The sequence below is a fragment of the Ornithinibacillus sp. 4-3 genome (assembly GCF_040958695.1).
In the GTDB taxonomy this organism is placed as follows: domain Bacteria; phylum Bacillota; class Bacilli; order Bacillales; family Amphibacillaceae; genus CALAMD01.
Window position 1 is genome coordinate 1,474,347 of the sequence record NZ_CP162599.1, and the last position, 14,509, is coordinate 1,488,855.

Here is a 14,509-nt window from a genome sequence, read left to right on the forward strand (position 1 = left end):
GTTGGGTAGAAATGTTATGTATTCTATCTTCCTGTAACGTAACGAAAGCTCGCGTCATGTTAATGACAAGAACTTAGTTTTTTAGATTATAAATTAAATGGAGGTGCAAGCAAATGGCAGTTAAAATTCGTTTAAAGCGTATGGGTTCTAAAAGAAAGCCATTTTATCGTATTGTTGTAGCTGATTCACGTGCTCCTCGTGATGGACGTTCTATTGATTTAATTGGAACTTACAATCCAGTAGCTAACCCTGTTGAGGTTAAAATTGATGAAGCTAAAGCATTAGATTGGATGAGCAAAGGTGCTAAGCCAAGTGACACGATTCGTTCTTTATTCTCTAAAGAAGGCATTATGAAGAAATTCCACGACCAAAAAAATTCAAAGTAAAGGGCTTGTGATATCATGAAGCTTTTAATTGAATCAATTGTTTCAAGACTTGTCGATTATCCAGAAGACATTGTAATTACAGAAAGGGAAGAAGATACCAAAATTGTCTATCACCTAACTGTAAATGACAAAGACGTTGGTAAAGTTATCGGGAAAAATGGTCGTATTGCTAAAGCGATTCGTACAGTCGTTTATTCTGCTAAATCAAGTGCAAGTAAACGAATATACTTAGATATCATGTAAGGGAGGGGAGGAATTTAATTCCTTTCCTTTTTTTATGTAATATAAAAAAGGCATTCCTGAGTAAAATATAGCTATTTAGTTTCGAGTACAAAAAAACTAAAAAATTTTACCGTCTAGACTTGTGATACAGAAATAAAGTATTTATATTAGCCTTTACGTTTTTTCTAGTTTTAAGCTTCGTCAAATGGTAACATGTAGATAACAATTATTTGATGAGAGTGGGGCTTTTCATTTGAAAATAATTAAGAAAGTACAAGTGAAGCAAATCGTCACTGAAAATAGTAAAGCCATCATTAAAGAAAGATTTCTCTCACAGAAAATGCGGCTTGAACAAGAGTGTCAACAATTAATGTTTGAGAAAAGAAAATTACAAAATAAAGCACAATTTTCCAAGCAAGCAGCAGAAAGAAAATTCCAGCAAGAAATTGATAAACGCAGAGAAGAAATAAAGCAGGTCGATTTTAAACTGGAGCAGTTAGATATAATTGAAATAGGCAGTGAGCTAATCGAAGGTGAAGTTGAAGCTCTTGTTGAAGTAGAAGAAGGCACGCATTGGGATGACATTATGAAAAATCAATCGATTGTTATACAAGATAATGTCGTGATTAGAATTGATAAATAGCAAGCAGGTGATCTCATGGGAGAAAAAATGTTCAAAGTAGGAAAAATTATTAATACACATGGCATACGTGGCGATGTAAAAGTATTACGAATTACAGATTTTGAAGAACGTTTTGAGGTTGGGTCTACATTGTATCTTGTAGATGCAAAGGAGCAAGAAAGTATTCCTTTAGAAATTGAAACACATAGAGTTCATAAAGGATTTGATTTATTACGCTTTAAAGGTTACGGAAATATTAATGAAGTAGAAGTTTTTAAAGGATCGTTTTTAAAAATAAAAGAATCACAATTAACGGAGTTACCAGATGGGGAATACTATTATCACGAGATTATTTCCTGCGAGGTTTATACAGTGGATGGAGAACGCCTCGGTAAAATTACCGAAGTGTTAGCTCCAGGAGCCAATGATGTTTGGGTTGTAAAACGCTCAAAAGGGAAGGATGCACTTATTCCCTATATCCCACAGATTGTAAAACAAGTAGATATATCAGAAAAGAAAGTCATCATTGAGCCAATGGAAGGATTGTTAGACTGATGCATATTGATATTTTAACATTATTTCCAGAGATGTTTCCTCCTGTGTTTGATGCTTCCATCTTACAAAAAGCACAAGATAAACAGAAATTCACTTATAATCTGGTTGATTTTCGTCAATATACCGAGAATAAGCATCATAAAGTAGATGATTACCCATATGGCGGTGGGGCTGGCATGGTTTTATCTGCTCAGCCAGTTTTTGATGCTGTTGCAGCATTAAAAGAAAACGACTCACAGGGTAAAACAAGAATTATCCTTATGTGCCCCCAGGGAGAAAGGTATACGCAGAAAAAAGCAGAGAATTTAGCTCAGGAAGACCATTTGATTTTTATTTGTGGACATTATGAAGGCTATGATGAGCGAATACGTGAACATTTAGTGACAGATGAAATATCAATTGGAGATTATGTTCTAACAGGTGGGGAACTCGGAGCAATGGTTGTTGTGGATAGTATTGTACGACTACTTCCTGATGTATTAGGTAATGACGACTCCGCTCCAAAAGATTCTTTTTCAACAGGCTTACTAGAGCATCCGCATTATACACGCCCTGCCGATTTTCGAGGGATGAAAGTTCCAGAAGTGTTATTATCAGGAAATCATGCACATATTGAAAGCTGGAGAAGAAAGGAATCCTTGCGACGAACTTATTTGCGTAGGAGGGATTTGCTAGATTTACAACAGCTTACAGAGGTAGATAAGCAATTTATTGAAGAAATAAGAAATGAAAAGAAATGAAGCTTTGTTTTATAGTTGTTTTCGAAAAAAAGGTGAAATCAAATCTAAAAAATATATTGACAGCTTTTTTTCATTCTGACATAATAAGAAAAAATAAATAAAGACCTTTAATAATAGTCCTGTGAGACTAGGAAGGATACGATTAGCATTATAATCATGGTATAAGTATGCCCTTTTCCCACGACAGGAAAAGGGCTTTTATATTTATTGAAAATGCTGAGGAAAAATCAGTCCTGCTGAAAAGAATATGGCAATAACTTTTAATCAAATCCAGAGAGATTTGAAAGGTTGTTTAAAGAAGATGAATGCTTATACGGTATTTGTCTTGCTCTCTGCAGCCTTGTAGAGAGCATTTTTATTTTAATGGGGAAAAATGTTTATTACCTATTGGTTTTATAAGGAAAATAGAAAAGAATTCTGCCATTCAGGTGATGAACAATGAATTTATAAATTAGGAGGAAAATCATGCAAAAACGTAATTTAATCTTAGAAGATGGAACAGTTTTTGAAGGGTATGGTTTTGGGAGCGAAGAAGTTTCCAAAGGAGAAATTGTATTTAATACAGGAATGACTGGATACCAAGAAGTAATCACAGACCCGAGTTATTATGGACAAATTGTAACAATGACATATCCTGTAATTGGTAGCTACGGAATAAACAGGGATGATTATGAAACTGTTACACCGTTTATTCATGGATTGATTGTGAAAGAGTACAGTGAGCATCCCTCTAATTTCCGAAATGAAGAGACACTTGATAGCTTTTTAAAAGCAAATAATATCCCAGGTGTTGCTGGAATTGATACAAGAAAATTAACTCGAATGATTCGTAAGCATGGAACGATGAAAGCGGCTATTATTTCTGCAGAAGAAGATGCAGAAAAGGCATTAGAAGAGCTAAGAAATACTGCACTTCCTACAGATCAAGTAAAGCAAACTTCCACAAATAATCCTTACGTTGTTCCAGGAAGAGGACACCGTGTTGTATTAGTAGATTTTGGAGTAAAGCATGGAATTCTCCGTGAATTAACCAAACGTGATTGTCAAATTACGGTTGTTCCTTATAACTACAGTGCAGAAGAGATTTTGCGACTTCGCCCAGATGGTATTATGCTGACAAATGGACCGGGAAATCCAAAAGATGTACCAGAAGCAGTTGAAATGATTAAAGAAGTCTTAGGCCAAGTGCCTATTTTTGGAATTTGCCTTGGACACCAACTTCTGTCTTTAGCTTGTGGGGCGGATACAGAAAAAATGAAATTCGGTCATCGTGGATCTAACCATCCAGTAAAAGATTTAAAAACGGATAGAACGTACCTTACTTCTCAAAATCATAGTTATGCAGTTAATCCAGCTACACTAGAAAATACAGGATTAAAATTAACTCAAATTGCTATTAATGATGAGACGGTAGAAGGGGTAAAACATACTATCCATGAAGCGTTCTCGGTGCAATACCATCCAGAGGCATCTCCTGGACCTGAAGACACAAACTATGTATTTGATGAATTTTTAAAAATGATGGATAAAAAAGCTAAAAAACAGGGGGTTCATATTCATGCCTAAACGTACAGACATTCAAAAAATTCTTGTCATCGGATCTGGTCCAATAGTGATTGGACAAGCAGCAGAGTTTGATTATTCTGGAACACAAGCCTGTCAAGCTTTAAGGGAAGAAGGATATCATGTTATTCTTGCTAATTCTAATCCAGCAACGATTATGACAGATAAAACAGTAGCTGATAAAGTATATATGGAACCTTTAACAGAAGAATTTTTAACTAAAATTATTCGCAAAGAACAGCCAGATGCTATCTTACCAACACTTGGTGGACAAACAGGATTAAACCTTGCTATGGAGCTTGTTCGTAAAGGAGTTTTAGAAGATCATAATGTACAGCTATTAGGAACAGCGCCAGAATCTATTCAAAAGGCAGAGGATAGAGAGCTATTCCGTACTTTAATGAATGAATTAAATGAACCAGTTCCAGAAAGTGCTATTGTACATACGGTAGGGGAAGCTGTAGATTTCGCAAATACGATTGGTTACCCATTGATTGTACGTCCAGCATATACACTTGGTGGTACTGGAGGAGGAATGTGCTATAACGAGAAAGAGCTAAGAGAAATTACACATAATGGACTTGCACTTTCCCCAGTTAATCAATGTTTAATTGAAAGAAATATTGCTGGCTTTAAAGAGATTGAATATGAAATGATGCGTGATCATAAAGATCAAGCTATTGTTATTTGTAATATGGAGAATATTGATCCAGTTGGAATCCATACAGGAGATTCCATTGTCGCTGCGCCATCACAAACATTAAGTGACCGTGAGCATCAGATGTTGCGTAATGCTTCCTTGAAGATTATTCGTGCTTTAGAAATTGAAGGTGGATGTAATGTTCAGCTGGCACTTGATCCGTACAGCTTCCAATATTATGTGATTGAAGTAAATCCGCGTGTTAGCCGTTCATCTGCATTAGCTTCTAAAGCAACTGGTTATCCAATTGCTAAGATTGCAGCTAAAATTGCGGTTGGTTACACATTAGATGAAATAATAAATCCAGTTACAGGAAAAACATATGCAATGACTGAGCCAACATTAGATTATGTAGTAACAAAATTCCCTCGCTTCCCATTTGATAAATTTACTTCTGGAGATCGTAGCTTAGGAACACAGATGAAAGCGACTGGTGAAGTGATGGCAATTGGCCGTAATCTAGAAGAATCTTTGTTAAAGGGAATTCGCTCTCTTGAAATGGGTACAGAGGAGCTTTATCTTGCAAAAGCAGAAAAGCTAGACGAAGAAACATTAATTAAGCGTATAGAACGTGCTGATGATGAACGTATTTTCCTTTTAGCAGAAGCATTACGTCGTGGCTATTCTATCGATGAAATCTTTGAAATTACAAAAATTGACCGCTTTTTCTTAAACAGCATAAATAAAATTATTGAAATAGAAAAAACATTAGCTGAAAATAAAAATGATCTCACTGTATTAAAACGCGCTAAAGAATTAGGAATTGCTGATGCTCAGATTGCTCGTTTATGGGAGATGCCTCTTGATGAAGTATATGCCTTAAGAAAAGAGGAAAATATCTTCCCAGTTTATAAAATGGTAGATACATGTGCAGCAGAATTTGAGTCAGAAACACCATATTTTTATAGTAGTTATGAAGAAGAAAATGAGTCAATCGTAACAGATCGTAAGAAAATTTTAGTACTTGGTTCTGGTCCGATCCGAATTGGACAAGGTATTGAGTTTGATTACGCAACAGTACACTCTGTATTTGCGATTAAAGAACTTGGATATGAAGCAATTATTATGAATAACAATCCTGAAACAGTGTCTACTGATTTCACGATTTCTGACAAGCTTTACTTTGAACCATTGACATTAGAAGATGTAATGCATGTGATTGATCTGGAAAAACCAGAGGGTGTTATTGTGCAATTTGGTGGACAAACAGCCATTAATCTTGCAGCAGGTTTAGAGCGTCGTGGTGTGAAAATTCTAGGTACAGATTTAGAAGCAATTGATCGTGCAGAAGACCGTGATAAATTTGAAATCCTATTAGATGAGCTCGGTTTGCTTCGTCCACAAGGAAAAGCAGTACCAAAATTAGACCAAGCAATTGAAACAGCTAATGAGATTGACTATCCAGTGCTTGTACGACCTTCCTATGTTATTGGTGGGAGTCGGATGGAAATCATTTATAGTGAAGCTGAGCTGGAAAATTATTTAGCTAAATCCGATAATATTGATTCTGCTCATCCTATTTTAATTGATAAATACTTAACTGGTATGGAAGCAGAAGTAGATGCAATCAGCGATGGCGAAACAACCATTATCCCAGGAATTATGGAGCATATCGAACGTGCAGGTGTCCATTCAGGAGACTCTATGGCTGTATATCCACCACAACGATTAAGTGAAACAGTAAAAGAAAAATGTTTAGAAGCAGCGGTGAAAATCTCACAAGGCCTTAAAGTAAAAGGTTTAATTAATATCCAGTTTATCATTCGAGATGAGGATGTTTATGTACTTGAGGTAAATCCAAGAGCGAGTAGAACAATTCCTTTCTTAAGTAAAATAACTGATGTAATGATGGCAAATATTGCGACAAGATGTATCTTAGGTGAAAAATTAAAAGACATGGGTTATGAAACAGGTATCTTACCTGAGCAAAACCTTGTTTCTGTCAAAATTCCTGTATTCTCTTTTGAAAAGCTACGTAGTGTGGATACTATTCTTGGACCAGAAATGAAATCTACTGGAGAAGCTATTGGTTATGATAAAACATTAGAAAAAGCATTATATAAAGGCTTGATGGCTTCAGGGATAAAAGTTCCTCAAGAAGGTGGCGTTTTATTTACGGTTGCAGATAAAGATAAAGCAGAAATACTGGAAATCGCGGAACGGTTCCATCAGCTTGGCTTTGTCCTTTATGCAACACAGGGAACAGCAGCTTATATTCGCAAAGAAGGGGATATTTCTGTTATTGAGGTAGGTAAAGTTGGAGTGGATGAACCAAATGTACTTTCTATAGTTGAGGAAGGAAAAGTACAATTTGTCATTAATACATTAAACTCTGGACAAAAACCAAGATCAGATGGCTTTTTAATCCGTCGTCAAACAGTAGAACATGGAATTCCGTGTTTAACTAGTTTAGATACAGTTGATGCGATTATTAATGTGATTGATTCTACAACCTTTTTAGCAAAACCGATTAGCCAAAAATGATTGAAATGCTATAGTGGATAATAAGAAGAATCAGGAGATATAGTATTTAATACTTGTTCAAACCTTCCATCATACAGCTTGAGGTTAACAGGTTATAGAAGAAGTAAAAAATGTAAAGAATTGATGAAAATAAGTTGTATATCAATTCGTTATATGATATATTTTATTTTGTGCCATACTGAATTGGCGTATTACCGATGTTCCGCTATCATTCATAAAAATGGTAAGAACATTGAGGTGGAAGGAGTGAAGCGGAATGCAAAAATTAATGGAAGAAATTACAAAAGATCAACTTCGTAATGATCATCCTGAATTCCGTCCTGGAGACACAGTTTCTGTACACGTAAAAGTTGTAGAGGGTTCTCGTGAACGTATCCAGCTATTTGAAGGTGTTGTAATTAAACGTCAAAATGGTGGAATTAGCGAAACATTCACAGTAAGAAAAATCTCTTATGGTGTTGGAGTAGAGCGTACATTTCCATTACATTCACCACGTGTTGCAAAAATTGAAGTTAAAAGACGTGGTATTGTTCGTCGTGCTAAATTATACTATCTTCGTGAATTACGTGGAAAAGCAGCTCGTATTAAAGAGCGTCGCTAATTTTCACTGGCAAAGACGATTTCAAACGATAACAAATGATTCGATTTTAACATATTTTAAGAAACAAGATAAAAATCGACTGGAAAGGGCTTCGCAAATTTTGCAAAGCCCTTTTTTCAATAGATAGAAAGTATAAAATCTTTGAGCTGTGAAAATTTTTTAAAATAGTTACGTCCAGTCTGGCGTACAGGACATGCTCGTATAAATGCTAGGACAAGACGTTGCGTTTTTAGCCTGTAAGAGCGTGACTTGCGCTTTTCTTAATCATTTTAAAATAGCTAAAGTGAGCATCATCAGCATTTTTCTTATAGAATATAAGAGAAGGAATATAAGATGGGGGAATAACATGGCAAAGAAGAAAAATGGGTTATTTGAATGGGTAAAAATAATATTAATTGCTTTTGCTTTAGCTTTTTTAGTTCGAACGTTTGTTGTATCCCCAATTGTAGTTGATGGTCCATCTATGCAACCAACATTAGAAGATCGAGACCATATGATTGTGAATAAGCTAAAATACCGTTTTAGTGATATGGAACGGTTTGATATTGTTATTTTCCATGCTACAGCAGATAAAGATTTTATTAAGCGAGTTATTGCTTTACCTGGTGAACATGTTGCGGTATCAGATAACGTTTTATATATTGATGGAGAACCGGTAGAAGAGCCGTTTATTGATAAGGATAATAACTGGCTACATACGGAAGATTTTCGCTTAGAAGAGCTTCCAGGAGGCTATGAGAAGGTTCCAGAAGATCATGTCTTTGTATTAGGAGATAATCGAAATAACTCGACAGATAGCCGTTCATTAGGAGTTATTCCAATGGATGAAATTATCGGGAAAACAAATGTTATTTATTGGCCAATTAAAAGAATGCAAATAGCGAATTAAAGAAGAGGGGTGATGCTATGACAATTCAATGGTTTCCAGGCCATATGGCAAAAGCAAGACGAGAAGTAGAAGAAAATTTAAATGTAGTTGATCTTGTAATTGAACTTGTCGATGCTCGTTCACCAATTGCATCCCAAAATCCAATGCTACAAGATATTACGAAACAGAAAACAAAAGTGATTCTGTTAATGAAAAAAGATCTAGCAGATCCTAAAGTAACAGAGCAATGGATTCGCTATTTTGTGAAGCAAGGACATTCTTCTATGGCAGTTAATGTAAATGATACGTCTGATATAAAAAAGGTAATTCAGCTTGTTAAAGAGGTTGGAAGCGATCGATTAAAGAAGCTAATGGATAAAGGGGTTAATCCTCGGCCATTAAGAGCAATGATTATTGGGATTCCAAATGTAGGGAAATCATCCTTAATTAATCGTCTCGCTAATCGAAAAGTTGCTCGAATCGGTGATCGACCAGGAGTAACAAAGCATCAATCATGGATCAAAGTAAGAAATGAATTTGATTTACTAGACACACCTGGTATCCTTTGGCCAAAATTCGATGATCAAGAGGTTGGCTATCGATTAGCAGCAATTGGCACGATTAAAGATAGTATCCTTTCCCTGCAAGATATTGCTGCATATGTGATTAAATACTTACAAGAATACTATGAAGACTTATTAGAAGAAAGATTAGGCATAGATGCAGATATGTATGATATGTGGGATGTTTTTGAAAGAATTGGTAAGCGACACGGAGCTCTTGAAAGTGGAGGGCATGTGAATTTTGATAAAGTCGCAAATATTGTACTAGGGGATCTACGCTCCGGACGTTTAGGAAGAATATCATTAGAACGAGCAGAAGGTTAAGGAGGCTAATTTGCCTCCTATCATCCTTCTGTTTTTTTTAGAGCTAATAAAGGATAAGGAAAATCTAGTTGTAATTATGCTGAGGTGTAATGATAGTATATAAAGCCAATTTTTTATTAACAATCTCTTTTGTCATGACGATATATTATTAAAGAGGATGAGTATTTTGAAGAAACCATTATCAATTAGTGAGTTAAAGACATTATTTCATGCAGGAAAATTTAATGACGCTTATGTGGACACCTTAAGAAAAGATAGTAGAAAAGGGGTTCAGCAGCTGATTAAAGCTTTCGAGAGACAAAAAGCAGAATGGATGAAATTAGAGAAAAGATTTATAGAAATGACTTGTTATGAACAAAAGGCAAAAGAAGCTGGAAAAAAATATATTGCGGGTGTAGATGAAGCAGGACGTGGACCTTTAGCAGGACCGGTTGTTGCGGCCGCAGTTATTTTGCCATTGAATTTCAAATTATTAGGATTAAATGATTCAAAAAAATTAACTAGATCTGAGCGAAAGCAATATTTTGAAATTATTAAAGAAAAAGCGATAAGCTATGAAGTATCTGTTATTACAAATAATGAAATAGATCATATCAATATATTAGAAGCTACCAAAAAAGCAATGCGGCTTGCGATTACATCCTTACATATTCGGCCAGAGCATGTCTTAATTGATGCTGTAGAGCTTTCTTTAAAGGATATAACAACAGAAAGTATAATTAAGGGAGATCAGAAAAGCATTTCTATTGCAGCAGCGAGTATTTTGGCAAAGGAAACAAGAGATGTATTAATGGAAGAGCTTCATGAGCAATATCCTGAGTATGGTTTTATACAACATATGGGATATGGAACAAAAGCACATCTAGAGAATCTTGCTAAATATGGAGCATCTCCAGTGCATCGAAAATCATTTGCACCAGTTAAAAAAAGTATGGGATAGGGGGTTATTATGATTAATATTCAACATATTGATCGCAATCAATTTTTAAAATTAATAAAAACCCCGTTACAGCTAAAGCCTGGACAAATCCTTCAAGGTAAAATTACGAAAATTTTTCCAAATAATAAGGCAGAAATACAATTAGGTAATCAAACAATGATTGCTCAATTAGAGGCCCCTTTACAGACGGGTAAAGCTTACCATTTTCAAGTGCAAGGGAAGGAAGATATTGTCCACCTAAAAGTATTGAGTGAAATGAAGCAAGGTAAGGATATAGGTCAGCAAGCAGAGCATTTATTGAAGCAATTAGGCATGAAAGGAAACAAGCTTCAATCAGAATTTGTTCAGTTCCTATTAAATGAAAAAATACCTTTCCAAAGAAGTCAATTACAGCAATCCTTTCAATTATTGACTGGGACTACAGATAAATCAACGACATTTAGTTTATTAAAAACAATGACTTCTAAACAAATCCCAATTTCCGAGGAATTTTTTCAAGCTTTATATACAAGAGGAAATCATAATCTTTCTGAACTTATAAATGAATTGAAATCCTATTTAGAACAACAGAATTTACCAGTAACGATACAGAAAAAAGCATTAGCACAATTGACTCAATTTTTATCACAACCAAATACTCCAAATCCGTTATTAGCTTTATTTATGCAAGGTTCCGAAGAGGAACGGTTAAAGCTATTTCAAATGTTAAAGTCGCTAGGAATAATAGGGCAAAAGCTGGATTTTTCGGCATGGAAATCACGAATGCAAAATTCACAAATGGGAGAAATAAGTAATGATATGGCTTCCTCGGTAAGGAGTTTACATGAAGGAATAATAAAGCAGGAACTACTTGCTAATGAGGAACAGATTCGAAATCAATCCCAATTGATACTACAAAAATGGCATCATATCATCCAAACAAATCGTCCTATGGAAGCTTTAAATTTCCAGTTATTATCACATGATATTGCAAATCGTATCGTTGCACATGCCTCGTCAGGACTGGGACAGGCGCTTCAAACTTTATTACAAAATAACCCAGCATCATTGCAAGAATTGATGCAAGCCTTACAAGTATTACAAGCACCAACCTCGATAGATACAAAAGTTACCGAGCTACCGGGTGCCATTCGGAATTTTATTATTCAGCAGGATGCTCAAATTTTATCGGGGAATGGGAGACAAATCAGTAGCAATATTCAAAGTTTTTTAGATCAATGGCTACATCTAATGAAAAATACAATTGAGCTTCAGCAACCAATGGAAAATAGAGTATTTCAAGCATTTCAGCGAGACTTAGCAGAAAATATTATTCCAAGTATACCAAGAAATACAGCACAATGGATATTATCTACCTTACAAAATAGCCCAACATCTATTCAACAAATTGCTCAATATTTACAAGCCTTACAATTACCAAATGCAATGGAAGCTTCGACTCCTTTATGGAGTACAGCTAGTCAAACACTGATGGAACAAGAACTTCAGTCATTGCTAAGAAATGAGACAGCATTAAGAAATGGTATCCAAACAGTGATGCAACAGTGGCCAGTATCACCAGATTCATCTTCTTTTTCTTTATTTGCACGGGATGTAATGGAGCATGTTCTACCAAATGTATCAAGAAATTTTGCTCAAGGACTTGATTCCATGCTGCAAAATAATCCAAAATCGATACAGCAGTTGATGCAAACGATGCAGTTATTTGCTGGAGAAGATGTTTACCAGCAGGCGAATCACTTATTAACAATGCGAGAGCCTATGCAATTTCATTTTACAAAAGAACAATTCATGACTCAATTAAAGCAATATTTGCAGCTCATGGGTTTTTCAGAAGGAAATGCACAGACAGAGGTACAAGAGACCTCTATCAAACATATGCTCACGCAATTATTACAACAGGGTGAGCAAGGTGTAAATCAGCGCGCGACGCAGCTAATGCATATGGTTAATGGTCTACAGTTAACAGCTCTAAATGAGTCTAATAATTTGATTCATGCTAGTCTACAGCTACCTGGTAAGATGTTTGGTTTACCAGAAGACTTTCAGCTTGAATTTGAGGGACAGAAAGCAGTTGATGGAAAGTTAAATAGTGATTATTGTCGAATTGTATTTTTCCTTCATTTGGGAAATTTACAAGACACGACAATCGATATGCATGTTCAAAAGCGGGTGGTTAGTATCACTATTTTTAATGATAATACACAGCTTCAAAAATTAGGTTCTCGCTTCCAGAAATTACTTGAGGAAGGATTAGAGGAAATAGGTTATGTCCTTTCTAATGTGACATATAAACCGTATAGTCAACAGAATACAGTAAAGCATGTAACGACACATCAAAATCAATCAGTAACTGTGGAAGGAGTTGATTTCCGCATATGACAAAGGATCAGAAGCGCAAAAAAGCTGTAGCATTAAAATATGATCAAGATAAAGGGGCTGCACCAATCATAACCGCATCTGGTAAAGGTCTTATTGCAGATGCAATAATCGACAAAGCTGCAGAACATCAAATACCGACATTAGAGGATGAATCATTAGTAGAAATCCTATCACAGCTTGATATTAATCAAACAATACCAGATGAGCTTTATCAGGCAGTTGCTGAGGTTTTCGCATTTATTTATCACACAGATAAGAACGTTGAATATTCGGAAAAAAACAAATAAGGTAATACCGCGATTTAACGGATTTTTTGTCTTGTTAAATTTATTTTTTTTTACTAGAATAGAAATCATAGTGATTTTGAATGGAGGATAAAGAATGAACATTCATGAATATCAAGGAAAAGCAATTTTACGTAGTTATGGTGTAGCTGTTCCAAATGGACATGTTGCCTTTACTGTAGAAGAGGCTGTTGAAGCAGCAAAGAAATTAGGAACTGAAGTATGTGTAGTAAAAGCTCAAATCCACGCAGGTGGACGTGGGAAAGCTGGCGGTGTTAAAGTAGCTAAAAATTTAGATGAAGTACGTACATATGCTGATGAAATTTTAGGCAAAGTTTTAGTTACTGCACAAAACGGTCCAGATGGTACAGAAGTAAAACGTCTTCTAGTTGAAGAAGGATGCGATATTCAAAAAGAATATTACATTGGATTAGTACTTGATCGTTCAACTTCTCGTGTTGTAATGATGGGTTCTGAAGAAGGTGGAACTGAAATCGAAGAGGTTGCAGCAGAAACACCTGAGAAAATTTTCAAAGAAGTAATTGATCCAGTAGTTGGATTAGCTCCATACCAAGCAAGAAGACTTGCATTTAATATTAATATTCCAAAAGAATTAGTAAACAAAGCAGTGAAGTTCATGATGGGACTTTACCAAGCTTTCGTAGAAAAAGATTGTTCAATTGCTGAAATTAACCCATTAGTAACAACTGGTGATGGAGAAGTTTTAGCACTTGATGCGAAGCTAAATTTTGATGATAACGCATTATATCGTCATGCAGATATTGCTGATTTCCGTGATTTAGATGAAGAAGATGAAAAAGAAATTGAAGCATCTAAACATGATTTAAGCTATATTTCTTTAGATGGTAATATCGGTTGTATGGTTAATGGTGCTGGGCTTGCAATGGCAACGATGGACATTATTAAACATTACGGCGGAGACCCTGCTAACTTCCTAGATGTGGGGGGCGGTGCTACTGCTGAGAAAGTAACAGAAGCATTCAAAATTATTTTGTCCGATTCCAATGTTAAAGGAATTTTCGTTAACATTTTCGGTGGAATTATGAGATGTGACGTTATTGCTGAAGGTGTTGTTGAAGCAACGAAACAAGTTGGTTTAGAGATTCCTCTTGTTGTACGTTTAGAAGGTACAAATGTTGAGTTAGGTAAGAAGATTTTAGATGAATCGGGCTTAAACATTACTTCTGCTAGCTCTATGGCTGATGGAGCAGAAAAAATTGTTGCTTTAGTTAAATAAGCAAAGTCATAAAAATA

Annotated in this window: 14 protein-coding genes; all 14 read left to right on the top strand. The window is 35.4% G+C overall.

The annotated features are described in order from the left end of the window. Positions 1-113: 113 nt before the first annotated feature. The 14 genes from rpsP (at position 114) to sucC (ending at position 14,492) form a co-directional block, all read left to right on the top strand. On the top strand, positions 114-386 hold the full coding sequence (rpsP, locus tag AB4Y30_RS07130) for a 30S ribosomal protein S16 (protein ID WP_368654790.1): 273 nt from the start codon (positions 114-116) through the stop codon (positions 384-386). 15 nt (positions 387-401) lie between these two features. Next, a complete protein-coding gene (locus tag AB4Y30_RS07135; protein ID WP_368654791.1) occupies positions 402-629 on the top strand; it encodes a KH domain-containing protein in 228 nt (75 codons plus the stop codon). Positions 630-861: 232 nt separating this feature from the next. Then, positions 862-1,251 carry a YlqD family protein gene (locus tag AB4Y30_RS07140; protein WP_368654792.1) on the top strand — a complete coding sequence of 130 codons (390 nt, stop codon included), beginning with the start codon at positions 862-864 and terminating at the stop codon, positions 1,249-1,251. A gap of 15 nt (positions 1,252-1,266) precedes the next feature. Further along, positions 1,267-1,785: a ribosome maturation factor RimM gene (rimM, locus tag AB4Y30_RS07145; protein ID WP_368654793.1), complete on the top strand. Its 519-nt coding sequence runs from the start codon at positions 1,267-1,269 to the stop codon at positions 1,783-1,785. Next, a complete protein-coding gene (gene trmD / locus AB4Y30_RS07150) occupies positions 1,785-2,525 on the top strand; it encodes a tRNA (guanosine(37)-N1)-methyltransferase TrmD (protein ID WP_368654794.1) in 741 nt (246 codons plus the stop codon). The genes rimM and trmD overlap by 1 nt, the downstream gene beginning before the upstream one ends. Positions 2,526-2,990: 465 nt before the next feature. Then, complete coding sequence (locus AB4Y30_RS07155) at positions 2,991-4,091, top strand: carbamoyl phosphate synthase small subunit (protein WP_368654795.1); 1,101 nt, start codon at positions 2,991-2,993, stop codon at positions 4,089-4,091. Next, positions 4,084-7,272 carry a carbamoyl-phosphate synthase large subunit gene (carB, locus tag AB4Y30_RS07160; protein WP_368654796.1) on the top strand — a complete coding sequence of 1,063 codons (3,189 nt, stop codon included), beginning with the start codon at positions 4,084-4,086 and terminating at the stop codon, positions 7,270-7,272. The genes AB4Y30_RS07155 and carB overlap by 8 nt, the downstream gene beginning before the upstream one ends. Before the next feature lie 256 nt (positions 7,273-7,528). Next, entirely contained in the window at positions 7,529-7,873 is a 345-nt protein-coding gene (gene rplS, locus AB4Y30_RS07165) for a 50S ribosomal protein L19 (protein ID WP_368654797.1), read from the top strand. A 346-nt stretch (positions 7,874-8,219) separates the two neighbouring features. Next, positions 8,220-8,762: a signal peptidase I gene (gene lepB / locus AB4Y30_RS07170; protein WP_368654798.1), complete on the top strand. Its 543-nt coding sequence runs from the start codon at positions 8,220-8,222 to the stop codon at positions 8,760-8,762. A gap of 17 nt (positions 8,763-8,779) precedes the next feature. Further along, the gene (gene ylqF, locus AB4Y30_RS07175; RefSeq protein ID WP_368654799.1) at positions 8,780-9,628 is read left to right on the top strand and encodes a ribosome biogenesis GTPase YlqF; all 849 of its coding nucleotides are present in this window, start codon (positions 8,780-8,782) and stop codon (positions 9,626-9,628) included. A 166-nt stretch (positions 9,629-9,794) separates the two neighbouring features. Then, positions 9,795-10,568 (top strand): ribonuclease HII, encoded by a 774-nt coding sequence (locus AB4Y30_RS07180; RefSeq protein ID WP_368654800.1) that lies wholly within the window; start codon positions 9,795-9,797, stop codon positions 10,566-10,568. Between the two features lie 9 nt (positions 10,569-10,577). Further along, positions 10,578-12,950: a hypothetical protein gene (locus AB4Y30_RS07185; protein ID WP_368654801.1), complete on the top strand. Its 2,373-nt coding sequence runs from the start codon at positions 10,578-10,580 to the stop codon at positions 12,948-12,950. Beyond that, positions 12,947-13,237 (top strand): EscU/YscU/HrcU family type III secretion system export apparatus switch protein, encoded by a 291-nt coding sequence (locus AB4Y30_RS07190; protein WP_368654802.1) that lies wholly within the window; start codon positions 12,947-12,949, stop codon positions 13,235-13,237. Before AB4Y30_RS07185 ends, AB4Y30_RS07190 begins: the two co-directional genes overlap by 4 nt. Before the next feature lie 94 nt (positions 13,238-13,331). Then, entirely contained in the window at positions 13,332-14,492 is a 1,161-nt protein-coding gene (sucC, locus tag AB4Y30_RS07195; protein WP_368654803.1) for an ADP-forming succinate--CoA ligase subunit beta, read from the top strand. Positions 14,493-14,509 lie beyond the last annotated feature (17 nt).